General features: G+C 40.8%; 27 protein-coding genes and 1 tRNA gene. 24 read left to right on the top strand and 4 right to left on the bottom strand.

Features of this window, described 5'->3' with window-relative positions:
• The first annotated feature begins 1 nt into the window (after position 1).
• From vex2 to B7725_RS08335, 11 genes are all read left to right on the top strand, one after another.
• The gene (gene vex2 / locus B7725_RS08390) at positions 2–649 is read left to right on the top strand and encodes an ABC transporter ATP-binding subunit Vex2 (protein WP_000173736.1); all 648 of its coding nucleotides are present in this window, start codon (positions 2–4) and stop codon (positions 647–649) included.
• Positions 650–699: 50 nt separating this feature from the next.
• Positions 700–2,079, top strand: coding sequence for an ABC transporter permease subunit Vex3 (gene vex3 / locus B7725_RS08385; RefSeq protein ID WP_084875629.1), 1,380 nt, complete (start codon positions 700–702; stop codon positions 2,077–2,079).
• A 141-nt stretch (positions 2,080–2,220) separates the two neighbouring features.
• A complete protein-coding gene (gene vncR, locus B7725_RS08380; RefSeq protein ID WP_084875627.1) occupies positions 2,221–2,877 on the top strand; it encodes a response regulator transcription factor VncR in 657 nt (218 codons plus the stop codon).
• The gene (gene vncS, locus B7725_RS08375) at positions 2,874–4,223 is read left to right on the top strand and encodes a sensor histidine kinase VncS (protein WP_084875625.1); all 1,350 of its coding nucleotides are present in this window, start codon (positions 2,874–2,876) and stop codon (positions 4,221–4,223) included. The genes vncR and vncS overlap by 4 nt, the downstream gene beginning before the upstream one ends.
• Before the next feature lie 118 nt (positions 4,224–4,341).
• A complete protein-coding gene (locus B7725_RS08370) occupies positions 4,342–5,223 on the top strand; it encodes a class II fructose-bisphosphate aldolase (protein ID WP_001019007.1) in 882 nt (293 codons plus the stop codon).
• 284 nt (positions 5,224–5,507) lie between these two features.
• On the top strand, positions 5,508–6,500 hold the full coding sequence (locus B7725_RS08360; RefSeq protein WP_084875623.1) for an ABC transporter ATP-binding protein: 993 nt from the start codon (positions 5,508–5,510) through the stop codon (positions 6,498–6,500).
• A gap of 1 nt (position 6,501) precedes the next feature.
• A complete protein-coding gene (locus B7725_RS08355; RefSeq protein ID WP_084875621.1) occupies positions 6,502–7,320 on the top strand; it encodes an ABC transporter permease in 819 nt (272 codons plus the stop codon).
• Between the two features lies 1 nt (position 7,321).
• A complete protein-coding gene (locus tag B7725_RS08350; protein ID WP_084875620.1) occupies positions 7,322–8,107 on the top strand; it encodes an ABC transporter permease in 786 nt (261 codons plus the stop codon).
• Between the two features lie 100 nt (positions 8,108–8,207).
• Positions 8,208–8,280 (top strand) — tRNA-Thr (locus tag B7725_RS08345).
• 294 nt (positions 8,281–8,574) lie between these two features.
• Positions 8,575–9,444, top strand: coding sequence for a DUF6287 domain-containing protein (locus tag B7725_RS08340; RefSeq protein WP_084875619.1), 870 nt, complete (start codon positions 8,575–8,577; stop codon positions 9,442–9,444).
• Between the two features lie 225 nt (positions 9,445–9,669).
• Positions 9,670–9,987, top strand: a complete 318-nt coding sequence (locus B7725_RS08335; protein WP_084875617.1) for a hypothetical protein — start codon at positions 9,670–9,672, stop codon at positions 9,985–9,987.
• A 29-nt stretch (positions 9,988–10,016) separates the two neighbouring features.
• Here B7725_RS08335 and B7725_RS08330 read toward each other — a convergent pair whose 3' ends face one another.
• Together B7725_RS08330 and B7725_RS08325 are read right to left on the bottom strand one after the other, a co-directional pair.
• Positions 10,017–11,816: an N-acetylmuramoyl-L-alanine amidase gene (locus tag B7725_RS08330; RefSeq protein ID WP_084875615.1), complete on the bottom strand. Its 1,800-nt coding sequence runs from the start codon at positions 11,814–11,816 to the stop codon at positions 10,017–10,019.
• Between the two features lie 43 nt (positions 11,817–11,859).
• Positions 11,860–12,768, bottom strand: a complete 909-nt coding sequence (locus B7725_RS08325; protein ID WP_001222584.1) for a LysR family transcriptional regulator — start codon at positions 12,766–12,768, stop codon at positions 11,860–11,862.
• A 75-nt stretch (positions 12,769–12,843) separates the two neighbouring features.
• On the opposite strand from B7725_RS08325, the gene B7725_RS08320 reads away from it, so the two are divergent.
• From B7725_RS08320 to B7725_RS08310, 3 genes are all read left to right on the top strand, one after another.
• Positions 12,844–13,101, top strand: coding sequence for a YqgQ family protein (locus B7725_RS08320; protein WP_193431719.1), 258 nt, complete (start codon positions 12,844–12,846; stop codon positions 13,099–13,101).
• Positions 13,101–13,481: a rhodanese-like domain-containing protein gene (locus tag B7725_RS08315; RefSeq protein WP_084875613.1), complete on the top strand. Its 381-nt coding sequence runs from the start codon at positions 13,101–13,103 to the stop codon at positions 13,479–13,481. The genes B7725_RS08320 and B7725_RS08315 overlap by 1 nt, the downstream gene beginning before the upstream one ends.
• Positions 13,482–13,567: 86 nt before the next feature.
• The gene (locus B7725_RS08310) at positions 13,568–13,828 is read left to right on the top strand and encodes a hypothetical protein (protein ID WP_001088136.1); all 261 of its coding nucleotides are present in this window, start codon (positions 13,568–13,570) and stop codon (positions 13,826–13,828) included.
• 40 nt (positions 13,829–13,868) lie between these two features.
• Here B7725_RS08310 and B7725_RS08305 read toward each other — a convergent pair whose 3' ends face one another.
• Positions 13,869–14,594 (bottom strand): pseudouridine synthase, encoded by a 726-nt coding sequence (locus B7725_RS08305; protein WP_084875610.1) that lies wholly within the window; start codon positions 14,592–14,594, stop codon positions 13,869–13,871.
• Between the two features lie 158 nt (positions 14,595–14,752).
• On the opposite strand from B7725_RS08305, the gene typA reads away from it, so the two are divergent.
• The 9 genes from typA (at position 14,753) to pyrE (ending at position 25,262) form a co-directional block, all read left to right on the top strand.
• Positions 14,753–16,594, top strand: a complete 1,842-nt coding sequence (gene typA, locus B7725_RS08300; RefSeq protein ID WP_061418213.1) for a translational GTPase TypA — start codon at positions 14,753–14,755, stop codon at positions 16,592–16,594.
• A 19-nt stretch (positions 16,595–16,613) separates the two neighbouring features.
• Complete coding sequence (locus B7725_RS08295; RefSeq protein WP_000262659.1) at positions 16,614–16,868, top strand: DUF3165 family protein; 255 nt, start codon at positions 16,614–16,616, stop codon at positions 16,866–16,868.
• 430 nt (positions 16,869–17,298) lie between these two features.
• Positions 17,299–19,320: a bacteriocin-associated integral membrane family protein gene (locus B7725_RS08290; protein ID WP_084875608.1), complete on the top strand. Its 2,022-nt coding sequence runs from the start codon at positions 17,299–17,301 to the stop codon at positions 19,318–19,320.
• A gap of 1 nt (position 19,321) precedes the next feature.
• Positions 19,322–19,963, top strand: a complete 642-nt coding sequence (locus B7725_RS08285) for an ABC transporter ATP-binding protein (protein WP_000571298.1) — start codon at positions 19,322–19,324, stop codon at positions 19,961–19,963.
• 103 nt (positions 19,964–20,066) lie between these two features.
• On the top strand, positions 20,067–21,419 hold the full coding sequence (gene murD / locus B7725_RS08280) for a UDP-N-acetylmuramoyl-L-alanine--D-glutamate ligase (protein ID WP_084875606.1): 1,353 nt from the start codon (positions 20,067–20,069) through the stop codon (positions 21,417–21,419).
• Position 21,420: 1 nt separating this feature from the next.
• Entirely contained in the window at positions 21,421–22,479 is a 1,059-nt protein-coding gene (locus tag B7725_RS08275) for a UDP-N-acetylglucosamine--N-acetylmuramyl-(pentapeptide) pyrophosphoryl-undecaprenol N-acetylglucosamine transferase (protein ID WP_084875604.1), read from the top strand.
• 9 nt (positions 22,480–22,488) lie between these two features.
• Positions 22,489–23,643: a cell division protein FtsQ/DivIB gene (locus tag B7725_RS08270; RefSeq protein WP_084875602.1), complete on the top strand. Its 1,155-nt coding sequence runs from the start codon at positions 22,489–22,491 to the stop codon at positions 23,641–23,643.
• Positions 23,644–23,888: 245 nt separating this feature from the next.
• Positions 23,889–24,596 (top strand): orotidine-5'-phosphate decarboxylase, encoded by a 708-nt coding sequence (gene pyrF / locus B7725_RS08265; RefSeq protein WP_084875600.1) that lies wholly within the window; start codon positions 23,889–23,891, stop codon positions 24,594–24,596.
• A 33-nt stretch (positions 24,597–24,629) separates the two neighbouring features.
• The gene (gene pyrE, locus B7725_RS08260; protein ID WP_084875598.1) at positions 24,630–25,262 is read left to right on the top strand and encodes an orotate phosphoribosyltransferase; all 633 of its coding nucleotides are present in this window, start codon (positions 24,630–24,632) and stop codon (positions 25,260–25,262) included.
• Positions 25,263–25,312: 50 nt separating this feature from the next.
• On the opposite strand, the gene B7725_RS08255 is transcribed toward pyrE, so the two are convergent.
• Complete coding sequence (locus tag B7725_RS08255; RefSeq protein ID WP_084857112.1) at positions 25,313–25,936, bottom strand: cysteine hydrolase family protein; 624 nt, start codon at positions 25,934–25,936, stop codon at positions 25,313–25,315.
• A gap of 251 nt (positions 25,937–26,187) precedes the next feature.
• On the opposite strand from B7725_RS08255, the gene B7725_RS08250 reads away from it, so the two are divergent.
• The gene (locus B7725_RS08250; RefSeq protein ID WP_084875596.1) at positions 26,188–26,748 is read left to right on the top strand and encodes a TetR/AcrR family transcriptional regulator; all 561 of its coding nucleotides are present in this window, start codon (positions 26,188–26,190) and stop codon (positions 26,746–26,748) included.
• Positions 26,749–26,842 lie beyond the last annotated feature (94 nt).

Below are 26,842 nucleotides of genomic sequence, written 5' to 3'. Positions count from 1 at the left end.
CATGACTTTATTACAATTGCAAGATGTTACCTACCGTTATAAGAACACTGCTGAGGCAGTTTTATATCAGATCAAGTATAATTTTGAACCTGGAAAGTTTTATAGTATCATTGGTGAGTCAGGAGCAGGAAAATCCACTCTCTTGTCCCTACTGGCTGGTCTAGATAGTCCTGTTGAAGGTTCTATCCTTTTCCAAGGAGAGGACATTCGGAATAAGGGATATTCCTATCATCGCATGCACCATATTTCCCTGGTCTTTCAAAATTATAACTTGATAGATTATCTTTCTCCGCTGGAAAATATCCGCTTGGTCAACAAAAAAGCAAGCAAGGATACACTTCTTGAACTTGGTTTGGATGAAAGTCAGATCAAGCGGAACGTTCTCCAGTTATCAGGTGGTCAACAGCAACGTGTTGCTATTGCTCGCAGTTTGGTCTCAGAAGCTCCAGTTATTCTAGCTGATGAGCCAACAGGAAATCTGGACCCTAAAACTGCTGGAGATATTATCGAACTGCTCAAGTCACTTGCTGAGAAAACAGGTAAATGTGTGATTGTCGTCACCCACAGTAAGGAAGTGGCACAAGCGTCAGATATTACACTTGAATTGAAGAATAAGAAACTGACTGAAACTCGCAACACTACTAAATAAGATGAGCTTGTTTTGATAGAATTATTAAATCAAATCTAGAAAGGGAACCTATGTTACACAACGCATTTGCCTATGTTACAAGGAAGTTTTTCAAATCGATTGTTATCTTCCTGATCATTCTCCTCATGGCGAGCTTGAGTTTGGTCGGCTTGTCGATCAAGGGAGCTACTGCCAAGGCTTCTCAGGAGACATTTAAAAATATCACCAATAGCTTCTCCATGCAAATCAATCGTCGCGTCAATCAAGGAACGCCCCGTGGTTCTGGGAATATCAAGGGTGAGGACATCAAAAAAATCACCGAAAACAAGGCCATCGAGTCTTATGTTAAACGCATCAATGCTATCGGAGATTTGACTGGATATGACCTCATTGAAACGCCAGAAACCAAGAAAAATCTCACTGCTGACCGAGCAAAACGGTTTGGCAGCAGTTTGATGATTACAGGTGTCAATGACTCCTCTAAAGAAGATAAGTTTGTCTCTGGCTCATATAAGCTGGTTGAAGGTGAGCACCTAAGCAACGACGACAAAGACAAGATCCTCATGCACAAGGACTTGGCAGCTAAACACGGCTGGAAAGTCGGTGATAAGGTCAAATTGGACTCCAATATCTATGATGCAGACAATGAAAAAGGAGCCAAGGAAACAGTTGAAGTGACAATCAAGGGACTCTTTGATGGTCACAATAAGTCGGCAGTAACCTATTCACAAGAACTCTATGAAAACACAGCTATCACAGACATTCACACTGCTGCAAAACTTTATGGATACACAGAAGATACAGCTATTTATGGGGACGCAACCTTCTTTGTAACAGCAGACAAGAACTTGGATGACGTCATGAAAGAGTTGAATGGTATCAGTGGTATTAACTGGAAGAGCTACACACTTGTGAAGAGCTCCTCTAACTACCCAGCTCTAGAGCAATCCATCTCTGGTATGTACAAGATGGCCAATCTTCTCTTCTGGGGTAGCTTGAGCTTCTCAGTCCTTCTCCTTGCACTCTTACTTAGCCTTTGGATCAACGCCCGTCGCAAGGAGGTGGGAATTCTCCTCTCTATCGGTCTCAAGCAGGCAAGTATCTTGGGGCAATTCATCACCGAATCTATCCTGATTGCTATCCCTGCTCTCGTTTCTGCTTACTTCCTAGCCAACTATACAGCTCGTGCAATCGGAAACACCGTCCTAGCCAATGTTACTTCAGGTGTTGCCAAACAAGCAAGTAAGGCGGCACAGGCTTCTAACCTTGGTGGTGGTGCAGAAGTAGATGGCTTTAGCAAGACCTTGTCGAGCTTAGACATTTCCATTCAGACATCAGACTTTATCATCGTCTTTGTCCTTGCTTTAGTTCTAGTCGTTCTTGTTATGGCACTTGCTTCAAGCAATCTCCTTAGAAAACAACCAAAAGAACTCTTGCTCGATAGCGAATAAAAAACTTGCTACCTATTCTCCCCTAAATGGGGTATAATATAGGTAGCATTTTTATCTATTTTGCCTTGATAGGAAGAGGTCCTATCAAGGCAAAATAGAAAGATTTACAAGAAATTTAAAGGAATGTGAAACGTTTTTTCTATGAAAATTTTGATTGTAGAGGATGAAGAGATGATCCGTGAGGGGATCAGTGACTATTTGACGGATTGTGGTTATGAAACCATTGAGGCAGCAGACGGTCAGGAAGCTCTGGAAAAATTTTCCAGCTATGAAGTTGCTCTGGTACTGCTGGATATCCAGATGCCCAAGCTTAATGGCCTCGAAGTCCTAGCTGAGATTCGTAAAACCAGTCAGGTTCCTGTCTTGATGCTGACCGCCTTTCAGGATGAGGAATACAAGATGAGTGCCTTTGCCTCTCTGGCAGATGGTTATCTGGAAAAGCCCTTCTCTCTCTCCCTTCTAAAAGTGAGGGTAGATGCAATTTTCAAGCGCTACTACGATACGGGACGAACCTTTTCCTATAAGGATACCAAGGTGGACTTTGAGAGTTATAGTGCAAGCCTAGCAGGAGAAGAAGTGGCTATCAATGCCAAAGAGTTGGAAATTCTGGACTATCTGGTGAAAAATGAAGGACGGGCCTTGACCCGTTCTCAGATTATCGATGCGGTCTGGAAGGCGACAGATGAGGTTCCCTTTGACCGTGTCATTGATGTCTATATCAAGGAACTGCGGAAAAAGCTAGACTTGGATTGTATCCTCACTGTGCGCAATGTTGGTTATAAATTGGAGCGAAAATGAAACGAACAGGTCTATTTACTAAAATATTTATCTATACCTTCTCGATTTTTAGTGTTCTGGTTATTTGTCTTCATTTAGCCATTTATTTTCTCTTTCCATCAACTTATCTAAGTCATCGTCAGGAAACCATTGGCCAGAAAGCGACAGCCATTGCCCAGTCCCTTGACGGAAAGGATAGGCAGAGTATCGAGCAAGTGTTAGACTTGTATTCCCAGACCAGTGATATCAAAGGGTCTGTTAAGGGTGAGATGACTGAGGACAAGTTAGAGGTTAAGGATAATTTTCCACTAGATACAGCTCGTCAGACAACTTCACTCTTCATTGAAGAACGCGAGGTAAAAACGCAAGATGGTGGAACTATGACTCTCCAGTTTCTAGCGTCCATGGATTTGCAAAAGGAAGCAGAGCAGATTAGTCTTCAGTTTCTCCCCTATACCTTGTTGGCATCCTTTCTGATTTCCCTCTTGGTAGCCTATATCTATGCTCGGATCATTGTTGCACCGATTTTGGAAATCAAGCGGGTGACCCGTCGGATGATGGATCTGGATGATCAAGTGCGATTGCGCGTGGACTCTAAGGATGAGATAGGTGATCTCAAGGAACAAATCAATAGCCTTTACCAGCATCTTCTGACTGTTATTGCGGACTTGCATGAGAAAAATGAAGCTATTCTCCAGCTGGAGAAGATGAAGGTCGAATTTCTACGAGGGGCTTCTCATGAATTGAAAACTCCTCTGGCTAGTCTCAAAATCCTAATCGAAAATATGAAAGAAAATATCGGTCGTTATAAGGATAGAGACCACTATCTGAGAGTTGCCTTGGGGATTGTGGATGACCTCAGTCACCATGTTCTCCAGATATTGTCTCTTTCTTCTGTGCAGGAATTGCGAGAGGAGAAAGAAGAGATTGACCTCCTTCAGATGACGCAAAGTTTGGTCACAGATTATGTTTTGCTCGCCAAGGAGAGAGAACTTCATGTAGACATTAGCCTAACTCATCAGCAGGCTTATATAAACCCATCTGTCATGAAACTAATCCTATCGAATCTCATCAGCAATGCTATCAAGCACTCCACTCCAGGTGGCTTGGTTCGCATAGGAGAAAGAGGAGGAGAACTCTTTATCGAGAATAGCTGTAGTCCTGAAGAACAAGAAAAACTGGCCCAGTCTTTTTCTGACAATGCTAGTCGTAAGGCCAAGGGCTCGGGAATGGGGATCTTTGTGGTCAAAAGTTTATTAGAACATGAGAAATTGCCTTATCGTTTTGAAAGGCAGGATGATCGCTTGACTTTCTTTATACGCTTTCCTAGAGTTAGCCAAGATCAAAAAAGAAAGGGTTTACATTAATCGGATTAGAAGAAATTCAATCTAAAGCATGGGAAAAACTAGCTTTTTTTATCAAAAAGTGATAAAATGAACAATGTAAATGGGTTGACCCATAAAAATATACAGGAGGCCTGATAAAATGGCAATCGTTTCAGCAGAAAAATTTGTCCAAGCAGCTCGTGACAACGGTTATGCAGTTGGTGGATTTAACACAAACAACCTTGAGTGGACTCAAGCTATCTTGCGCGCAGCAGAAGCTAAAAAAGCTCCAGTTTTGATCCAAACTTCTATGGGTGCTGCGAAATACATGGGTGGTTACAAAGTATGTAAACTTCTCATCGAAAACCTTGTAGAATCAATGGGAATTACTGTACCAGTTGCTATTCACCTTGACCATGGTCATTATGAAGATGCACTTGAATGTATCCGAGTTGGTTATACTTCAGTTATGTTTGACGGTTCACACCTTCCAGTTGAAGAAAACCTTGAAAAAGCTCGTAAAGTTGTAGAATTTGCTCATGCAAACGGCGTATCAGTAGAAGCTGAAGTTGGTACTATCGGTGGTGAAGAAGACGGAATCATTGGTGATGGCGAATTGGCTCCAATTGAAGATGCTAAAGCAATGGTTGCAACTGGTATTGACTTCTTGGCAGCTGGTATCGGTAACATCCACGGTCCTTACCCAGCAAACTGGAAAGGTCTTCACCTTGATCACTTGCAAAAATTGACAGAAGCAGTTCCAGGCTTCCCAATCGTATTGCATGGTGGTTCAGGTATTCCTGATGACCAAATCCAAGCAGCTATCAAACTTGGTGTTGCGAAAGTTAACGTTAATACTGAATGCCAAATCGCATTTGCTAACGCAACTCGTAAATTTGTTGCTGAATACGAAGCAAACGAAGCAGAATACGATAAGAAGAAACTCTTTGACCCACGTAAATTCTTGAAACCAGGTTTCGAAGCAATTACAGAAGCTGTTGAAGAACGTATCGACGTATTCGGTTCAGAAGGTAAAGCATAATTTAGCTGAACAATACAGAAAGAACCTGCCCCTAAGGGCAGGTTTTTTGTGTTTTAAAGAAATTATCAAACAAGAATTTTTGATTCAAAAGTATTACATTAAGAGAGAAGTATCTAATTTCACAATCTACAGGCAAACGCTTGCATTCCGTTTTTTATTGAACTATAATAGGTTGGTATAAAGTCTTTTGTAATAATAAAATGTAGAAGATTTAGAAGGTAAGGATTTAGAATATTTGTAGTCAAAAATACGATGTTTCTATTCCTTACGATAGGGAGAGAAATATGGCAATGATAGAAGTGGAACATCTTCAGAAAAATTTTGTGAAGACAGTAAAGGAGCCGGGGTTAAAGGGAGCTTTGCGCTCCTTTATTCATCCTGAAAAGCAGACCTTTGAAGCGGTCAAGGATTTGACTTTTGAGGTACCCAAGGGGCAGATTCTAGGCTTTATCGGAGCCAATGGTGCTGGGAAGTCGACAACCATCAAAATGCTGACAGGAATTTTAAAACCGACATCTGGTTTTTGTCGGATTAACGGCAAGATTCCACAGGACAATCGCCAAGATTATGTCAAGGATATTGGAGTGGTTTTTGGACAACGCACCCAGCTATGGTGGGATTTGGCACTGCAAGAGACTTACACAGTTTTGAAAGAGATATACGATGTGCCGGACTCGCTCTTTCATAAACGCATGGATTTTTTGAATGAAGTCTTGGATTTGAAGGAATTTATCAAGGACCCCGTGCGAACTCTTTCACTTGGGCAACGGATGCGGGCGGATATTGCAGCTTCCTTGCTCCACAATCCCAAGGTTCTCTTTTTAGATGAGCCAACCATTGGTTTGGACGTTTCGGTCAAGGACAATATTCGTCGGGCTATTACCCAGATTAATCAGGAGGAAGAAACAACCATTCTCTTGACCACTCACGACCTGAGCGACATTGAGCAACTTTGTGATCGGATTTTCATGATTGATAAGGGGCAAGAGATTTTTGATGGAACGGTTAGCCAGCTCAAGGAGACCTTTGGCAAGATGAAGACTCTTTCTTTTGAACTGGTACCAGGTCAAAGTCATCTCCTTTCTCACTATGAAGGCCTGCCTGATATGACCATTGATAGACAAGGAAACAGCCTCAATATTGAATTCGATAGTTCCCGCTACCAGTCGGCTGATATTATCAAGCAAACCCTATCTGATTTTGAAGTCCGTGATTTGAAGATGATGGATACGGATATTGAGGATATTATCCGTCGCTTCTATCGGAAGGAGCTCTAAGATGGTCAAATTGTGGAGACGTTATAAACCCTTTATCAATGCAGGGATTCAGGAGTTGATCACCTATCGAGTCAACTTTATTCTCTATCGGATTGGCGATGTCATGGGGGCTTTTGTGGCTTTTTATCTCTGGAAGGCTGTCTTTGATTCTTCGCAAGAGTCTTTGATTCAGGGCTTTAGTATGGCAGATATCACCCTCTACATCATTATGAGTTTTGTGACCAATCTTCTGACTAGGTCAGATTCGTCCTTTATGATTGGGGAGGAGGTCAAGGATGGTTCCATTATCATGCGCTTGTTGAGACCAGTGCATTTTGCGGCTTCTTACCTCTTTACCGAGCTTGGCTCCAAGTGGTTGATTTTTATCTCTGTTGGACTGCCATTTTTAAGTGTCATTGTCTTGATGAAAATCTTATCTGGGCAAGGGGTTGTAGAAGTACTGGGATTAACCATCCTTTATCTCTTTAGCTTAACCCTAGCCTATCTGATTAACTTTTTCTTTAATATTTGCTTTGGATTTTCAGCCTTTGTGTTTAAGAATCTTTGGGGTTCCAATCTACTCAAGACTTCCATAGTGGCCTTTATGTCTGGGAGTTTGATTCCTTTGGCTTTCTTTCCCAAGATTGTTTCAGATATTCTGTCCTTCTTGCCTTTCTCATCTTTGATTTACACTCCGGTCATGATTATCGTTGGGAAATACGATGCCAGCCAGGTTCTTCACGCGCTTTTGCTCCAGTTTTTCTGGCTCTTAGTGATGGTGGGCTTGTCTCAGTTGATTTGGAAACGAGTCCAGTCCTTTATCACCATTCAGGGAGGTTAGTATGAAAAAATATCAACGCATGCATCTGATTTTTATCAGACAGTACATCAAGCAAATCATGGAATACAAGGTAGATTTTGTGGTGGGCGTGTTAGGAGTTTTTCTGACCCAAGGCCTGAACCTCTTGTTTCTCAATGTCATCTTTCAACACATTCCATCCCTAGAAGGCTGGACCTTCCAAGAGATTGCCTTTATCTATGGATTTTCCTTGATTCCCAAGGGATTGGATCATCTCTTTTTTGATAATCTCTGGGCACTGGGACAACGCTTAGTCCGAAAGGGAGAGTTTGATAAGTATCTGACTCGTCCTATCAATCCTCTCTTTCACATCCTAGTCGAGACCTTTCAGATTGATGCCTTGGGCGAACTTTTGGTCGGTGGCATTTTACTAGGGACTACGGTGACTAGCATTGCTTGGACTCTTCCAAAATTCCTGCTTTTCCTAGTTTGTATTCCTTTTGCGACTTTGATTTATACTTCCTTGAAAATCGCGACTGCCAGTATCGCTTTTTGGACCAAGCAGTCAGGAGCCATGATTTACATTTTTTATATGTTTAATGACTTTGCCAAGTACCCGATTTCCATTTACAATTCGCTCCTTCGTTGGTTAATTAGCTTTATTGTGCCTTTCGCCTTTACGGCCTACTATCCTGCCAGCTATTTCTTGCAGGACAAGGATGGACTCTTTAATATTGGTGGTTTGATTCTGATTTCCCTTGTCTTCTTTATCATTTCTTTGAAACTATGGGACAAGGGCTTAGATGCCTACGAAAGTGCGGGTTCGTAAAAGGAAGAAACTCAAAGCCTTGTCTCAGGACAGGCTTTGTCTAATTAAGATAAAAATTTCTTGACATCTATTCTCAGAGTGCTATACTAAAAGGGTAATCGCCGATTTAGCTCAGTTGGTAGAGCAACGCACTCGTAACGCGTAGGTCACAGGTTCAAGCCCTGCAATCGGCAGAATCAAGAAGTCCAAGCGGGCTTCTTTTTTTGTAAATATAGGAAAGGTGGAACGTTTGAGATAGGTTCTATTTAACGTCTGAAACTCCTGCTTATAAATAAAAACTAAAATTTATTTTTTGTGGTATAATATATTTTAATAAGCACTTGTTTTCGTTCCGTTTTAGAGGACTATAGGCTGTTAATCATTCTAGAATTTTTTGCATAGGTTTTCTAAAAATTATAAAAACCCGTGGATAATAACGAATGAAGTATCGCAAGCTTGGCTGAATATAAATCAAAAAGGAGAAAATTATGAATAAGAAAGAACGGGAAAAACAATTTGAAGAGATCAATGGACGTAAGCGGTCTGAATCAAAGTTGACTCCAAATAAAAAAATAAAAATCTATATTGGCCTAGCACTCGCTGCTTCAGTCACTCTCATCTTGGTAAGTATTTTCTCGCATTCTTTGATTGGAAAGAAAGAGTCAAATCAAGCATCGTCTGCCGTTTCAACTACAGAGTCAACAAGTCAATCGTCTACAAACCAAGGAAAAATAGATGAGACTGATAAGGATAAACAAGAGGAAATTCAAAAACTCAAGAATCAACTGACTGCTTTAGATACCAAAATTACGGAAGCAGAAGCACTTGTTAGCAAGTTGAAGAAAGAAACTACCGTTCCAAAACTAGATATTGAAGCAATCAAGAACAATGATCTGTCTAGTTTAGAAGGTACTTGGCGTAGTCAATCTGGTAATGAATACATTATTAATGATTCTGGAGAAGTACGTGCGACTTGGTTTACAAATGATCAAAAGTACGAATCTGTAGTTGGATTAAAGGTATCAAAAGGTCAAGATAGTCGTAACCCTGAGACAGCGTCTATCAGTGCATGGGTAAAAGATTCTGTTGCTGGAGGATTTGTAGTAGTAGCTGTGCCAAGCGGAGTTGTTATGCAACCTGGGGATGATGGAAAGATTACGGATAAAAGTAATCATGCTGAGGAAAGACTTTTTTCTGGACAACAATATGAAGCGATGTTAATGAAACCAGAAGATGTTTATTATCGTGTGAAACCAGATGCCAGTAAACTTGATGAAGAGGAGAAGAATTTAGCTCAACTACAGGCTGAGCGTGAAGCAATCAAATCTTCTCTAGAATCTAAGGAAAAGAAAAACTAGATTGTATTCGTTCAAAAATACTGTTGCAATCGGCAGAATCAAGAAGCCTTAATTAGGCTTCTTTTTTTGTTGTCGGTAATATTCAACCACTTAGACTGAGATAGAGACCAGATAGGCAAAAGAGGTTGTTCTGGGGGAAAATCTCTGCTATAATGATTCATGTAAGGGCATGAGAGGTCAGTATCAGACAACTCAAGAACCAAAAAAGAAAATGGAGACAAAAAAATGAAAAAATTATTGGGACTTGTATTTTTAGTAGCAGCAGCGCTAGTATTGTATTTCGGATCTGTTGGATGGCCAAGTTTGGATGTCAATCTCTGGTTACTCATTCCGGTAGGATTGTTCCTCTATTTCACGATAGAAAACTTTTTGAAAAAAGACTACAAGGCCAGTCTCATGTGCTTGATCATCGCCTTTATCATTGCAAATGCTATTTTTGATCTGTTGCCAATTTCAAGTGGTTTGGTGATTGGTGCCGGTGTGCTAGCTTGTGTAGGACTTGGTTACCTCTTTCCTGATAAGGATAAAAAAGAAGGCAAATAAAAAGTCTCGAGATTTCTCGAGACTTTTTTTTACTGACCAGCGTAATATTTTTGGATCCCCTTTACGATGCCTGCGACCAGTTTATCTTGGTAGTGGCTATCTCTGATTTGTTGGTTTTCGGTGAAATTATCCATATAACCAAGCTCTAGGAGAACGGCTGGTTTGGCTGTTTCGCGTAGTACGGCAAAGCTGCTTTCCAATAAGCCGGCATCCTTAGCTCCTGTTTCTGCTAGAAGAGAGGAGTGGATAGCAACAGCGAGGCGTTTGCTTTCACTCATACGATCAGGGTGGTTGTGCCAGTATTGATTAATCTTACTTGGATAATCAGGTTCATCTCTATAGGAGTAGGTTTGAATACCGCTCGCTTTTGAGTAGGTATTACCAGTAGCGTTGAAGTGAATACTGATAAAGATGTCAGAGTTGGTTTTATTAACCATACGAGAACGTTCGGTAACAAAGTCAACATCAATATCGCTATCACGAGAGGTGAGGACCTTGTAGCCCAGTTCTTCTAACTTAGCGCGAAGTTTGCGGTAAATCTGCATATTGAGATCTTTCTCAGCGACATTGTAGTAAAAGGCACCAGAATCTTGACCACCATGTCCAGGATCTAGGAAGATGGTATTGCTGTATTGACCTTTTGTAAATCCACCTTCAGTTGAAACTTCAGAAATCCATTGGCCGTATTTTTGGAACAAGTGTTCCTTGCCGTCTATCTTGTAAGTCCCTGATACATAATGTCCACTATCGTCCAGATAGTAACGAGCCTTGTAATAGTCGTCGTAAATCCACTCATTCTTGGCCATATAACCGCCAGACTTGAGGTAGTATGCCCCAATCCACTCCTGATTTGCATAACGGCCATCCGCTTTTAGATAGAACCAGCTATTGTAGGATTTATCGAAGATCCATTCTTTTTCCGCCATGGCTCCACTGGCTTTGAGGTAGTAGCTTCCTTTCCATTTATTGGAAAGCATGACTCCATTTTGTTTAAAAGCATACCAAGAACCATTGATTTTCTCCCATTTGTCTTGGCTATATTTCCCATATTCATTAGCGTAATACCAATTTTCATTGATTTTCACCCAAGAGTTTTCAGCCATGGCTCCGCTACCGCCTAGCAGGTAGGCACCAATGGTTGTCTGGCTGAGCATCACGCCGTTTTTATCAAAATAATACCAAGAACCGTTGATTTTCTCCCACTTGTCTTGTGAGATTCTGCTAGATGGTGTGACATAATACCAATTTTGGTCTAATTTAATCCAACCATTTTCTGCCATAGCCCCACTATTTGTGAGCAGATAGCCGTCAACGGAGGTGTTGCTGAGCATGCTTCCAGTTTGGTCAAAATAGTACCAGGAGCCGTTAATTTTTTTCCAGGTGTTCTGAGCAAGTCGCCCAGAGGGATCAGCATAATACCATTGGTTGTCCAAACTGGTCCAGCTATTTTCTACCATAACCCCATCTTGGTCAAAGGCATAGCCTTTGTAGACAGTAGAATGAAGACGATTACCATCTTGATCGAAGTAGTACCATTTGCCTTGGATTTGTTTCCAGTTCAAAGCAGGTTTATCATCTTGGTAAAAACGCCAGTGGTGATTTTCTTGGTACCACCCTTCTTTTTTTGGCTTGTTTTCTTGCACATCTATTTTCGGAAGCACCTCTGATTTAGAGTTTTCCTCAACACTCGACTCTTTCTTTTCTTCTTTGGCAATTGCTTCCTTGACAGCAGATGTGGATTGTGTTGTGTTTTCTTCTCCTAAGACGGATGCGGGTGCTAATCCTGCGATTGAAAGGATTAAAGCACTGGTCAGTAGTATCTTTTTCACTTTCTATTTCCTAACTTTTTCTTTTTCCCTTTTTCATTTTTTATTAATTATCGAATTGAACTTCTTCTAGTAAGTATTCGATAAAGCGTTCGCCCATCTTAGATAGGCTGGTTTTTTCATGCTGGATATAGACTAGTTCAATCGGGTCGTCAATGTCCAGCGGAATGGAAACGATATTGTCTCCGTTGAGGTTACTGTTCAAAATCCCTGTTGCAATGGTGTAACCGTCCAAACCAATCAAAAGATTAAAGAGGGTGGCGCGGTCACTGACAACAATGGATTTCTTGTGGTGCTCTTGTGAAAGAATCTCCTCTGAAAAGTAGAAGGAGTTGTGCGTCCCCTGGTCGTAACTCAGATAAGGAAAGTCTTCCAAATCAGCCAGTTTGACCTTGTCTTTTTTAGCTAGCGGGTTGGTCTTGCTAACAAAGATATGGGGTTGAGCGGTAAAGAGGTGGTGGGCTAGCAGGTGATTGTCATCTAGCATTTTCGTTAAAACATCGCGATTGTAGCTATTTAAAAAGAGGACACCGACCTCACTACGGAAGTTCTTGACGTCATCGATAATCTCCCAAGTCCGCGTTTCACGAAGGAAGAGCTCGTATTTTTCCATATCACTTTTCTTGAGCAGAGAGACAAAGGCATTGACTACAAAAGCATAGTGTTGAGAAGAAACGCTGAAAAGTTCGCGGTGGGCGACAGGATTTTTATAACGTTCCTCCAGAAGTTGGGTTTGCTCAACGACCTGACGGGCATAAGAGAGAAACTCCATCCCATCACGGGTCAAGGTAATGCCCTTGGGATTGCGGATAAAGATTTCAATGCCCATTTCATTTTCCAAGTCTCGAACGGCATTTGAGAGACTGGGTTGGGTGATAAAGAGTTGCTTGGCTGCTTCATTCATGGAGCCAGTTTCGACAATTTTGATAATATAGTGTAGTTGTTGAATTCTCATGTTTTTATTGTACCATACTTGCGGAAGAATGGGCAATGAAGACGAAGAAAATAGGGGGAAAGAGCCGGTCCAGTATTGAAAAAAAGTCTAGAATTTGCTAAAATGGAAGCTATGAAAACATTCTATGATGTGCAGCAATTTCTCAAACAGTTTGGCATTATTGTTTACATGGGGAAGCGTTTGTATGATATTGAACTGATGAAGCTCGAACTCTCTCGGATCTATGATGCAGGTCTCATGGACAAGCTAGATTACCTAGAAGCGGAAGCTGTTCTCCGCAGGGAGCACAAGATAGAATTAGACTACTTAGAGAAAAATGGAGAAATGAACTAATGGTTACTTGGATTTTATGGGCACTTATTCTGGCGATGGTGGCATGGATGGGCTATAACTACCTTCGTATTCGTCGTGCGGCTAAGATTGTGGACAATGCAGAGTTTGAAGCCTTGATTCGGAAAGGACAGTTGATTGATGTCCGTGATGCAGCAGAATTTCACAGAAAACACATTCTTGGTGCGCGCAATATTCCTTCAAGTCAATTGAAGTCAAGCCTTGCAGCCCTTCGTAAGGATAAACCTGTCCTTCTCTACGAAAACCAACGTGGACAACGAGTGACCAATGCAGCACTTTATTTGAAAAAACAAGGTTTCTCTGAGATTTATATCCTTTCTTATGGATTGGATTCTTGGAAAGGGAAAGTGAAGACTAGCTAAGATTCTTTAAAAAACTGTCGAATGATAGATAAAGCTAGTATCTTAAGGTATCATCATTTATAATAAATTTAAGGAGATTTTATAATATGAATTCACAACAAAAGAAAAAACCTTCACTTATTTTAGGTATCTTATCTATCGTCCTTGGTTTGCTATTTCCAATAGTAGGTCTGATTTTGGGGATCATAGGATTGGTCTTGGCTTTTTCATACCAAAAAGAATCTGGACTAGACTATAAAACAGAAAAAATTCTCAACATCGTAGGACTTGTGGTTTCTGTACTTAACTGGATTGTAACTGTCGCAGTATTTTTTAGAATTGTAGCTGTCGCAGTATTTTTTAGATAAGCAATAAACAAAAAAGCTTTAAATTTAAAGCTTTTTTATTTTATCGACTCATCTCTAAGTAGTTTTTTATGATTTCCAATTCCTCTGGATTTAAGGGACGGTATTGCCCTTCTGATAGCTCTGAATTTAATGTAAAATCGCCGAACTGGACTCTTTTTAAGGCAGTCACCTTGACACCAACTGAGAGGAACATTTTTTTAACCTGATGAAATTTTCCTTCTGAGATGGTAATAGAGGCATGGCTCTCTGTTGGGTTTGAGGATAGAATTTCTAGTTTGGCTGGTTTGCAGAGTGTTCCATCTAAAAAGACGATTCCATCTTTGAACTTTTGGATATGGTCTGGGGTGATCAGTCCATTAACCTTGACTTGGTAAGTTTTATCCACATGATATTGAGGATGGAGGAGTTGAAAACCAAGAGGTCCATTGTCTGTCAAAAGGAGCAGTCCTGTCGTATCGCGGTCTAGCCTGCCTATCGCATAGAGTTGGTCTGACTGGATATTTTTAGGGAGTAGGTCCATGACGGTTGGCAGTTTCTTATCCTTGCTCGCTGTAACGACTCCTTTTGGCTTATGAAGCATGAGGTAGTTGTGCTCGTATCCTTGAATCTGCCGTCCTTGAAAGACTAGTTTTTGTAATCCAGTGTCGACATTTTGAGCGAGGGAGCTGGCTGGGCAATCGTTCACTAGGATTTCTTTTTTCAAAAGTGCCTGTTTCATAGCCTTGCGACTGACCATTTCTTGGGCTAATAATCTATCTAAACGCATACCAGCTTATCTTATCATAAGTCTCTGACTTTGAAAAGAGTTGCCTTGACTAGAAAAGCAGAGTGAAAACATTTACACTTAGCTGAACTGTGATTTTTGAATGAGACTGTGGTATAATTGTTCAGTTAGAAATAAAAATTTAAATATTAGAGGAAATCATGACAAAATTAAGAGAAGATATCCGTAACATTGCGATTATCGCCCACGTTGACCACGGTAAAACAACCCTCGTTGACGAATTATTGAAACAATCAGAAACGCTTGATGCACGTACTGAATTGGCAGAGCGCGCTATGGACTCAAACGATATCGAAAAAGAGCGTGGAATTACCATCCTTGCGAAAAATACAGCCGTTGCCTACAAGGGAACTCGTATCAATATCATGGACACACCAGGACACGCGGACTTCGGTGGAGAAGTTGAGCGTATCATGAAAATGGTTGACGGTGTTGTTTTGGTCGTAGATGCCTACGAAGGAACCATGCCACAAACTCGTTTCGTATTGAAAAAAGCCTTGGAACAAGACCTTGTCCCAATCGTGGTTGTTAACAAAATCGACAAGCCATCAGCTCGTCCAGCAGAAGTAGTGGACGAAGTCTTGGAACTTTTCATCGAGCTTGGTGCAGATGATGACCAGCTTGACTTCCCAGTGGTGTATGCTTCAGCGATCAACGGAACATCTTCATTGTCAGACGATCCAGCTGATCAAGAAAAAACAATGGCACCAATCTTTGATACCATCATCGACCATATTCCAGCTCCAGTAGACAACTCTGATGAGCCACTTCAATTCCAAGTGTCACTTTTGGACTACAATGACTTCGTAGGTCGTATCGGTATCGGTCGTGTCTTCCGTGGTAGTGTGAAAGTTGGGGACCAAGTTACCCTTTCTAAACTAGATGGTACAACGAAGAACTTCCGTGTTACAAAACTCTTCGGTTTCTTTGGTTTGGAACGTCGTGAAATCCAAGAAGCTAAAGCAGGTGACTTGATTGCCGTTTCCGGTATGGAAGATATCTTTGTCGGTGAAACCATTACTCCAACAGACGCTGTTGAACCACTTCCAATCCTACACATCGATGAGCCAACTCTTCAAATGACTTTCTTGGTCAACAACTCACCATTTGCTGGTAAGGAAGGTAAATGGGTAACGTCTCGTAAGGTGGAAGAACGCTTGCAAGCAGAATTGCAAACAGACGTTTCCCTTCGTGTTGACCCAACTGATTCACCAGATAAATGGACTGTTTCAGGTCGTGGAGAATTGCACTTGTCTATCCTGATCGAAACCATGCGTCGTGAAGGATATGAACTTCAAGTATCTCGTCCAGAAGTTATTGTAAAAGAGATTGATGGTGTTAAATGTGAGCCATTTGAACGTGTTCAAATCGATACTCCAGAAGAATACCAAGGATCTGTTATCCAAAGCCTTTCTGAACGTAAGGGTGAAATGTTGGATATGATTTCAACTGGTAATGGTCAAACTCGTTTGGTCTTCCTAGTTCCAGCGCGTGGTTTGATCGGTTACTCAACTGAGTTCTTGTCAATGACTCGTGGTTACGGTATCATGAACCATACCTTCGACCAATACTTGCCACTCATTCCAGGTGAAATTGGTGGACGTCACCGTGGTGCCCTTGTTTCCATCGATGCTGGTAAGGCTACAACATACTCAATCATGTCTATCGAAGAACGCGGAACCATCTTTGTTAACCCAGGTACTGAGGTTTATGAAGGAATGATTATCGGTGAAAACTCTCGTGAAAATGACTTGACAGTTAACATCACTAAGGCGAAACAAATGACCAACGTCCGTTCAGCTACTAAGGACCAAACAGCGGTTATCAAGACACCTCGTATCTTGACACTTGAAGAGTCACTTGAGTTCTTGAACGACGATGAGTACATGGAAGTTACGCCTGAGTCTATCCGTTTGCGCAAGCAAATCCTCAACAAGGCAGAGCGCGAGAAAGCCAACAAAAAGAAAAAATCAGCTGAATAAGAGCTAGAAAGAGATAAAGATGGTTTATTTAATCATAGGAATCCTCTTATTACTACTCTATGTATTTGCGACACCACAAAGCATTAAAGGAACAGTCAACATCGTTATCTTGGTCTTTGTAGTTGTTGCACTCTTGATTTTGCTGATGTTGTCCATCTTGCAGATCTTCCAATTACCGACAGAATTCTTTGTCACAATCGCCATGCTGGCCCTAGCCTACTTTAGCTTGAGAGACATTACGCTCATGCCTGTAAAAAAGGGTAAGAGAAGATAAAAAGAAAGAGAGCTGTGGCTCTCTTTTTCAATTTAAAATAAGATTTTAAGACTTTCCTTAGGTGATTACGGACGGTAGCGACTTTCTTCGAAATTCCATACCTAAACTTTGAGCCTATAGTCTCAAAGTTTCCGAATGCCTGAAATCTATTGTTTTCAGGCATTTTTATCACAACGGAAAGTCTAAGATTCCATTTCTTGCAAAAAGGAATAAACCTAAAAATATTTTGTTCAAGTGAGTTTTTTTCCACATTTTAAGAGCTCTATATTGTTATAGAAGTTTAAAAAGTTAGTCCAAAAAATATAATTATATTTTGCTAAAATCTATTGACAATTTATCATAATGGTGATATATTTGCGATAAATAGAAATCGATTTCATACTCTGAAATCTTACCTCCTGAAATCAATTTTCACCACAAGGAGTCTACTATGAAGAAACTATTCATATTATTATCAACTTTTTTTCTCAGCTTCTTCCTTGCTTGGATTATTGTCTTACGTGCTCCACAATATTTATATGCAAGCTATGATTCCGTCTCCTTACTTCGTGTCAAAAAAGATACTCAGGAACCGACGCGTGAGGTATTTGAACAGGAATTGGAGAAGTTTGTAAACTCAGAACAGAGTTTAATAGCTAGAAGAATCGTAGAGCCGAGTAAGGATGGGACGACTCACTTTACTTATGCAACTTATGGTAAGGGAACATTACCAAAAGAATTCCAAGAAGCTAGCCAAGAAAGTCGTGAACGTAGTGATCCACTAAATAGTTATCTCATTTTATCAGGCTCCTTGACGAAAGAAAAGCTAGCCGATAAATTAGGAGATTTGGGTTATAAAGCAATTCCTGACCGAAAGACACCGCCCTATACTCTTGCTTTTAGAATGTTACTAATTCCCCTTATTTTAATTAGTTTAGCGATATTTGGCTTATCTTTCTTTGCTCTGGTGATTATTACTCGGATTAAGGAAATGAGAGCAGCAGGTATAAAACTCTTTTCTGGTCAGACTCTCTTATCCATCATGGGGCATTCTTTATCTACTGATATCAAATGGCTCCTTCTATCAGCCCTCCTTTCCTTCCTAGGTGGGGGAGTCGTTCTTTTTAGTCAAGGTTTGTTTTATCCTATCTTGTTAGCTACCTATGGTTTTGGGATTAGTTTCTATCTGTTGTTTTTATTGGCGATTTCAATTTTACTAATGCTTCTTTATCTAATGAGTTTGAGTTACAAAGCATTAGTTCCTGTTATTAAGGGGAGATTACCCCTTAAACGCTTGATGGCTTTAACCCTATTGTGTCAGTTGGTTGCTGTCTTTACAGTAGGCTACGCTGTTAAGATAGGTTTGACGTCTTACCAACGATTGAAAGAACTTGAAATTTCAAAACAAGCATGGCAGGACAGAGCAGACTATTATCAAATTTCTTTTGGCTTAGGTGATAGAGTAAAAGATACAGAAAATCAGAATAAGTGGTATGAATTTTCCAAAGAAGCAGTTGAAAAAGAACAGGCTCTATTTGTAAAAGATAATCTCATTAATTTTGCAAATCCTCAAGGAAAAAATGAACAGGGAGAGACACTGGATACCTATAGTCCAGATGCTAATACGCTCTATGTTAGTCCTAGTTATTTGGAGAAGGAAAAGGTCGTGGTAGATGCTGAGACCAAACAGAAGTTAGCCCATCTCCAAAAAGGTGAGTTTGTCCTCTTGCTCCCAGAACATTTGCGCTCTCAAGAAGCAGAACTAAAAAAAATCTTTGAAGAAAGATTGAGTTATTATGGAAAATCTGGTGAGGAGGCAAGTGCTCCTTTGGATTATGAGATGAAAGCGCACGTTAGTTATCTTTCAATGGGAGAAAAGCGATTTGTTTATAATAACGGTGAGAACCCCGTATCCACTCAGTATTTGACGGATCCGATTTTAGTGGTATTCACGCCGACTTCTACAGGTGATAGTTTTACATCCTTATCTAGTTGGTCTATCAATGCTGGTAAGAATATCTTTGTCAAAGGATATGAAGATGGGATTAAACTCTTGAAAAATGCAGGAATTTATGATCAAGTATCCTACCTCAAGGAGGGACGAAGTGTTTACCTCGCACGTTACTATGAGGTTCAAACACAAACTCTAACCCTTATTTTAGGAGCTATTATTGGAATCGCGAGTTCTTTGCTTCTCTTTTATTCTGTGAATCTTCTTTATTTTGAACAATTCCGTCGTGAGATTTTGATTAAACGAATTTCTGGTTTGCGATTTTTTGAAACGCACGCTCAGTATATGATTAGTCAATTTGCTAGTTTTGTATTCGGTGCGAGTCTCTTTATTTGGCGTAGTCGGGATGTGGTGATTGGATTGGTAACTTTATCGATCTTCCTCGTTAGTGCTATACTGACTCTCTACCGTCAAGCACAGAAAGAATCTCGTGTTTCTATGACCATTATGAAAGGAAAATAGGATGATTGAACTAAAGAATATATCTAAAAAATTTGGAAGCCGTCAGCTATTTTCAGATACTAATCTTCAATTTGAAGGTGGGAAAATTTATGCCTTAATCGGTACAAGTGGCTGTGGTAAGACAACCCTCTTGAATATGATTGGACGATTAGAGCCATATGACAATGGAGAAATTATCTATGATGGCACTTCTCTTAAGGACATCAAGCCTTCTGTTTTCTTTAGAGATTACTTAGGATACTTATTTCAAGATTTTGGCTTAATTGAAAGTCAAACCGTCAAAGAGAATCTCAATCTGGGTTTAGTTGGTAATAAGTTGAAAGAAAAAGAGAAAATCTCTTTGATGAAACAAGCTCTAAACCGTGTTAACCTCTCTTATTTAGATTTAAAGCAACCTATCTTTGAATTATCAGGAGGAGAAGCACAACGTGTTGCACTAGCGAAGATAATTTTAAAGGATCCACCTTTGATTCTCGCAGATGAACCAACCGCTTCCTTAGACCCCAAAAACTCTGAGGAATTACTTTCTATCCTAGAATCTTTAAAAAATCCGAATCGAACTATTATTATTGCGACCCACAATCCTCTTATCTGGGAGCAAGTGGATCAAGTAATTCGAGTTACCGATTTATCACATAGATGATAAGAGAACATTAAGTTAGAAGAAAGAGTCACAAATACACTTTGTGGCTTTTTTATTTCCATAAAAATGGTAAAATAGTAGGAGTAGAAATGGAGTTTGAGACATGAAAGTAATCGATCAATTTAAAAATAAGAAAGTACTTGTTTTAGGTTTGGCTAAGTCTGGTGAGTCTGCAGCCCGTTTATTGGACAAGCTAGGTGCCATTGTGACAGTAAATGACAGCAAACCTTTTGAGGAAAATCCTGCTGCTCAAAGCTTGCTAGAAGAGGGAATCAAGGTTGTCACTGGTGGGCATCCTTTGGAATTGTTGGATGAAGATTTCGCTCTGATGGTGAAAAATCCAGGTATTCCGTATAGCAATCCCATGATTGAAAAGGCATTGGCGAAAGGGATTCCAGTCCTGACTGAGGTGGAATTGGCTTATTTAATCTCAGAAGCGCCAATTATCGGTATCACGGGTTCAAATGGGAAAACAACCACAACGACGATGATTGGGGAAGTTTTAACTGCTGCTGGTCAACATGGTCTTTTGTCAGGGAACATCGGCTATCCTGCTAGTCAAGTGGCTCAAACTGCGACAGCCAAGGACACGCTCGTCATGGAACTTTCTTCTTTCCAACTGATGGGTGTCCAAGAATTCCATCCTGAGATTGCGGTTATTACCAACCTCATGCCCACTCATATCGACTATCATGGTTCTTTTGAGGAGTATGTGGCAGCTAAGTGGAATATCCAAAATAATATGACAGCAGCTGATTTCCTTGTCTTGAACTTTAACCAAGACTTGGCAAAAGAATTGGCTAGCAAAACACAGGCTACTGTTGTTCCATTTTCAACATTGGAAAAGGTTGATGGAGCCTATCTTGCAGATGGTCAACTCTATTTCCGTGGGGAACTAGTCATGGCAGCTGATGAGATCGGAGTGCCAGGTAGTCACAATGTGGAAAACGCCCTTGCGACCATTGCAGTAGCCAAACTCCGTGGTGTGGACAATCAAACCATCAAGGAAACTCTTTCAGCCTTTGGTGGTGTCAAACATCGTCTCCAATTTGTGGATGAAATCAAGGGGGTCAAATTCTATAATGATAGCAAATCAACCAATATCCTGGCCACTCAAAAAGCCTTGTCAGGATTTGACAACAGCAAGGTCATCTTAATTGCAGGTGGTTTGGACCGTGGCAATGAGTTTGACGAATTGGTGCCAGATATTACTGGGCTCAAGAAGATGGTCATCCTCGGTCAGTCTGCAGAACGTGTCAAACGGGCAGCGGATAAGGCTAGTGTGGCTTATGTAGATGCAACAGATATTGCTGATGCGACCCGCAAGGCCTATGAGCTTGCGACAGAAGGAGATGTAGTTCTCCTCAGTCCTGCAAATGCTAGCTGGGATATGTATGCTAACTTTGAAGTACGTGGCGACCTCTTTATCGACACAGTAGCGGAGTTAAAGGAATAATATGAAAAAAATTGTCTTTACAGGCGGGGGGACGGTTGGACATGTCACCCTCAACCTTTTGTTAATGCCTAAGTTCATCGAAGACGGCTGGGAAGTTCACTACATTGGTGATAAACACGGAATCGAACACCAAGAAATCCTCAAGTCAGGTTTGGATGTTACTTTCCATTCTATTGCGACTGGGAAGTTGCGTCGCTATTTTTCTTGGCAAAATATGCTGGATGTCTTCAAAGTTGGTTGGGGAATTGTCCAATCCCTCTTTATCATGTTACGACTGCGTCCACAGGCTCTTTTTTCTAAAGGAGGATTTGTCTCAGTACCGCCGGTTATCGCAGCGCGTGTGTCAGGAGTACCTGTCTTTATTCACGAATCGGACCTATCTATGGGCTTGGCCAATAAAATTGCCTATAAATTCGCAACTAAGATGTATTCAACATTTGAGCAGGCTGCTGGTCTCGCAAAAGTCGAGCATGTGGGAGCAGTAACAAAGGTTTCAGAGCAAAAAACTTCAGAACCAGATGAATTGGTGGATATCCAAACCCACTTTGATCCTAAATTGCCAACGGTATTATTTGTCGGTGGTTCTGCAGGAGCTCGTGTATTTAACCAATTGGTGACTGATCATAAGCAAGAACTGACAGAGCGCTACAATATTATCAATTTAACTGGAGATTCAAACCTCAATGAGTTGAGTCAAAATCTCTTTCGTGTTGATTATGTGACAGATCTCTATCAACCCTTGATGGAGATGGCAGATGTGGTGGTAACGCGTGGTGGTGCCAATACGATTTTTGAACTCTTGGCCATGGCGAAACTCCATCTCATTGTTCCTCTTGGACGTGAGGCGAGCCGAGGAGATCAGATTGAAAATGCTGCCTATTTTGTTAAAAAGGGCTATGCAGAAGAACTTCAAGAAAGTGACTTGACCTTGGAAAGCTTGGAGGAGAAACTCAGTCACTTGCTTAGTCACAAGGATCAGTACCAAGCTAGCATGAAAGCTTCGACTGAATTGAAATCTCTTGCAGATTTTTACGATCTACTAAGAAAAGACCTAGCATAAGGAATATCAATGTCAAAGGATAAGAACAAAGAATCAAACCAGAAGCAAGAATTGTCTGAATGGCAGAAACGAAACCAGGAATACCTGAAGAAGAAGGCTGAGGAAGAAGCTGCCCTAGCTGAGGAGAAGGAAAAGGAAAAACAGGCTCGAATGGGGAAAAACTCTAAGTCGTTAGAGGAAAGTAAGAAGTTATCAAGTGATTCCGACCAGAACGAAACTGTTCCAGACGAAGAATCATCCGAAAAAGAAGAAAAATCTAAAAAGGGTGATCCTAAAGTCAAAGAAGAAAAAGAGAAGAAAAAAGAAAAACCAGAGAACCCAGCCAAACCAGCCAAGCTTAAAATTGCGCCTGTTCATATTTGGCGAGCTGTGAGTATCTTGGTACCCAGTGTCCTAGTCCTCCTTTTTTCAGTCTATCTGTTGACTCCACTTTCGACCATCAAAAATATCGAGGTTAAGGGAAATAGTAACACGCAGGCGGATGACATCAAACAGGCTTCTGGAATTCAAGATAGTGACTATACTTTAGCTCTATTGTTGGATAAGGAAACATACGCTGAGCGAATCAAGTCCAACCATTGGATAGAATCAGCGAAGATTGACTATCAATTTCCGACTAACTTTACGATTGAGGTTAAGGAGTTTGATATTGTCGGTTATTATGTATCTGGTGAAGAATATTATCCAATTCTTTCTAGTGGTAGGGTTGAGTCAACTCCTGTAAATCGCTTAAACTTGCCTGAGACTTATCTGACAGTTACCTTTAATGACGAGCAGCAGGTGAAAGAACTGATCACAGGATTATCTACCATCAGTGAGGATATCAAGAGTCAAATCCAGAAAATCGAATTAGCGCCAAGCAAGGCAACAGCAGATCTTTTAAAAATTACTATGCTGGACACAGATGAGATTTTGGTTCCCTTGTCAGAATTGAGCAAGAAATTGCCTTATTACAGCAAAATCAAGCCCCAATTGACAGAGCCGAGTGTAGTCGATATGGAGGCTGGAGCATACAGCTATACCATAGCGGATAAATTGATAGAAGAGGCTGAGGAAAAAGCCAAACAAGAGGCCAAGGAAGCTGAGAAGAAAAAACAGGAAGAAGAAAAGAAAAAACAAGAAGAACAGGGAAGTCAAACGAGCCAGCAATCACAGAGTCGTTAGACTAACTTTTCCTCTTGATTTTGAATGGTATAGAAGTCCAGTTTCGAGTTTTTGCTTGACAAGTCCTACTATAAATAATAGAATAGAAAAAAACCTTTAAAGCAGTCCAGAGAGGCAGCTAAGGTTAGACGGTGAAGGGGTGGAGACTACCCATTTTTCGTGGAACCTTGCTGTTGGCAGGTTCCTTTTTTCGTGGTTTGTTTTTGGCCATACTCTCTTGCTCGCAAAGGTAAAAGGAGAAAAGTATGCGTGAACATCGTCCAGTTATTGCTCTTGATTTTCCTAGTTTTGAGGCGGTCAAGGAATTTTTATCTCTTTTCCCAGCAGAAGAAAGTCTTTATCTAAAAGTGGGGATGGAGCTTTATTATGCGGAAGGTCCAGAAGTTGTCCGTTATTTGAAGTCACTGGGTCATAGTGTCTTTCTGGATCTCAAGCTACATGACATTCCAAATACAGTCAAATCTGCCATGAAGGTCTTATCTCGGCTTGGTGTAGACATGACCAATGTTCATGCTGCTGGTGGTGTGGAGATGATGAGGGCTGCGCGTGAAGGTCTAGGGACACAAGCCAAATTGATCGCTGTGACCCAGCTTACATCAACGTCGGAAAGCCAGATGCAGGATTTTCAAAATATCCAAACCAGCCTGCAAGAGTCTGTGATTCACTATGCCAAGAAGACAGCTGAAGCGGGCTTGGATGGTGTCGTTTGCTCAGCTCAGGAAGTGCAACTCATCAAGCAGGCCACCAATCCAGATTTTATCTGTCTGACACCAGGAATTCGTCCGGCAGGAGCTGCGGTTGGAGACCAAAAACGTGTCATGACACCAGCGGATGCCTATCAAATCGGTAGTGACTATATCGTAGTAGGACGTCCGATTACCCAAGCTGAGGATCCTGTTGCAGCTTATCATGCTATCAAGGATGAATGGAACCAGAACCAAGACAGAAATTAAAGAAATAGATTATAAAAATAAAAGGAGAATACTATGACACTTGCTAAAGATATCGCTAGCCACCTCTTGAAAATCCAAGCTGTTTACCTTAAACCAGAGGAGCCTTTCACTTGGGCATCTGGTATCAAGTCACCGATTTATACGGATAATCGTGTGACGCTTGCCTATCCTGAAACTCGTACCTTGATTGAAAATGGTTTTGTGGAAGCTATTAAAGCAGAATTTCCAGAAGTAGAAGTGATTGCAGGAACTGCGACAGCAGGGATTCCACACGGAGCGATCATTGCTGACAAGATGAACTTGCCTTTTGCCTACATCCGTAGCAAACCAAAAGACCACGGTGCTGGTAATCAAATCGAAGGTCGTGTAGCTCAAGGTCAAAAAATGGTAGTGGTTGAAGACCTCATTTCAACGGGTGGGTCTGTTCTTGAAGCCGTAGCAGCTGCAAAACGCGAAGGAGCTGATGTTCTTGGTGTCGTAGCGATTTTCAGCTATCAATTGCCAAAATCAGATAAGAACTTCGCAGACGCAGGTGTGAAATTGGTGACTCTTTCAAACTACAGTGAACTCATTCACCTAGCCCAAGAAGAAGGCTATATCACACCAGAAGGTCTCGACCTTCTAAAACGCTTTAAAGAAGACCAAGAAAATTGGCAAGATGCTTAAGACATAGAAAATCAGGTAGTCACTAGGATTACCTGATTTTGTTTTTAATACTAAAGTTGAGCGATAACTTCCTCAGTTGTCAAAACTTGGTTGGCAATGTAGCCGTAGTTTGTTAGTGCAGCTTGGTAGGCTTCTTCACCTGGAGCACCGACAGCATCGTTAACAACAATGACATTGTAGCCTAATTCTATGAGTTCACGCATGTGTGAATCCACGCAGAGATTAGCATTCATACCAGCCAAGATGACGGTGTCGATACCATTTTTGCGGAGTTGAAGGTTAAGGTCGTTGCTTTCTGGGCCAAAGATTTTATGTCCGTTGACAACAATAGTATCTTCATCCAAAAATGGTTTAATCTCTTCAATCATATCTGCTCCAGAGCCTTCTGGAATTGCTGAATACTGGCTATCACGCCAAAACATTTCGTTTTCAATCATCATCGTTTCACCAGCAGCTTTAAATTGCCACTTGTGATCGTGTGGATAGAAGTAGTGCGGTGAGATAAAACGCTTGTAGCCACGCTCTTGAGCAAGAGCGAAAAGCTTTGTCAGATTTTCAATAGTATTAACTTTTTCAAGAACATCTTTAGTTGCTCCGAATCCTTTACCAGTAGATTTTAAGAATTCAACTTGCGGGTCTGTGATAACAAATGCGACATTTTTCTGATTGAACATGATTCCTCCTAATATGATTTGATTAACAGCCAATAGGAATTTAGACTGTTAGTTTGATGATTTTCCAAATGGTAGTTTTAGTTACATACTGACCGTTCGGTACAATTATAATAACATCTAGAATTGAATTTGTAAATCAATTTGCTCAGAACAAAAATTTTAATGATAAAACAGTGGCAAAAGGAGGTGATTTCAATGGTTTGGTCCCAGACTCTGAATATGCTATAATAGTAAAAAAGAGAGGTGAGCAGATGAGCGTTAAAGAGCGTATTTTACAAAGTGCTGAGGAATTGATTTATCAGAAGGGTTATGTGGCCACCTCCATCAGTGACATCATGGAGGCAGCTGATGTTGGCAAGGGGCAGCTTTATTATTATTTCAAATCTAAGAAGGAAATTGGTTTGACGGTCATTCAAGATATTTTAGCAAATTGGCGAAAAGAGCTTTTTGAAGATATTTTTAAAGCAGACAAGTCTGACAGTGACAAATTTTCGGATATGATTGACTGGGTTTATCAATTTCATGAAAGTCAGACGGTCTTTTATGGTTGCCCAATTGGTAATCTGATTGTGGCATTGTCCACAGAAGATGAGAACTTCCGCTGTCCTCTCAATGATTTTATGACCCAGTGGACAGAGAAGTTAGCTAGCCTCTTGCAAGACCTGCATGCTGACTGGTCAGAAGAGCGGGCGCAGTTGCAGGCCCGTCAAGTCATCTCCAGTATTCAAGGCAGCATTGTCATTCTCAAAGTCAGCCAAGACATCCAAGTTTTGGAAAATAATATGACGGATTTGAAAAAGAATTATTGTTAATTTTTAGCCGAAGAATTAAAAGTATGTTAATTTATGGATTGTGGTTAGAGGTAAGAATGACAACAGATATTAAAACTGAAATTGGTCATAGAGT

It is taken from the genome of Streptococcus oralis subsp. tigurinus, from assembly GCF_002096275.1.
Lineage (GTDB): Bacteria > Bacillota > Bacilli > Lactobacillales > Streptococcaceae > Streptococcus > Streptococcus oralis_CN.
The sequence above is the reverse complement of the archived record's forward strand: the minus strand, read 5'-3'. Positions and strand labels throughout refer to the sequence as shown.